The organism is Marinomonas sp. TI.3.20 (genome assembly GCF_038155025.1).
Taxonomy (GTDB): domain Bacteria; phylum Pseudomonadota; class Gammaproteobacteria; order Pseudomonadales; family Marinomonadaceae; genus Marinomonas; species Marinomonas flavescens.
Genome location: NZ_JBAKAS010000067.1, coordinates 1 through 546 on the forward strand (window position 1 = coordinate 1; position 546 = coordinate 546).

The window sequence follows — 546 nt, forward strand, 5'->3', positions numbered from 1 at the left end:
TCTTTTTCGGTTAAGGCTTTTTCTTGCTCTATCAATGACGAGTCTTTTTCATCCAACAACAACGACTGCTCAAGTAAAAGAGCCTTAAGAGAGTCAATGTCATTGGGTAAGTCATCAGGAAGTATTTTCATGGCTTGGATTATACCAAGCGAATGCCCTAATCGTCATGATATCGATAGGTTAAATGTGGGTGAGCTTCTTGTAAGTTGAGTGCAAGACCATCTAGCAACCAGTTCAGTTGACGGGGCGACACTTGAATGGACAAGTGCTCATCATCAATACCAGGCCATTGGAAATGCCCTTTTTCGAGACGCTTATAATGTAGCCAGAAGCCATTCGATGCCCACTGTAAAATTTTGACTTTATCGCGCGCTCGGCCGCAGAAAACAAAAATCTGTTCGCTACAAGGTTCTTTTTCGAGGTCATACGCGACAATATTGCATAGCCCATCAATGGCTTTACGCATATCGGTTGGCCCACAAATGAGGGTCACATTAAGTTGATCAGAAGCCGTAAACATGAGTCTTTTATTCCAATTTAAAAAAT

General features: G+C 41.9%; 1 protein-coding gene. It reads right to left on the reverse strand.

Annotated elements, in window-relative coordinates; translation table 11 throughout:
* Window positions 1–157: 157 nt before the first annotated feature.
* A partial coding sequence (gene tnpB / locus V6259_RS19585) for an IS66 family insertion sequence element accessory protein TnpB (RefSeq protein WP_341585960.1) occupies window positions 158–546 on the reverse strand: 389 nt, incomplete at its 5' end.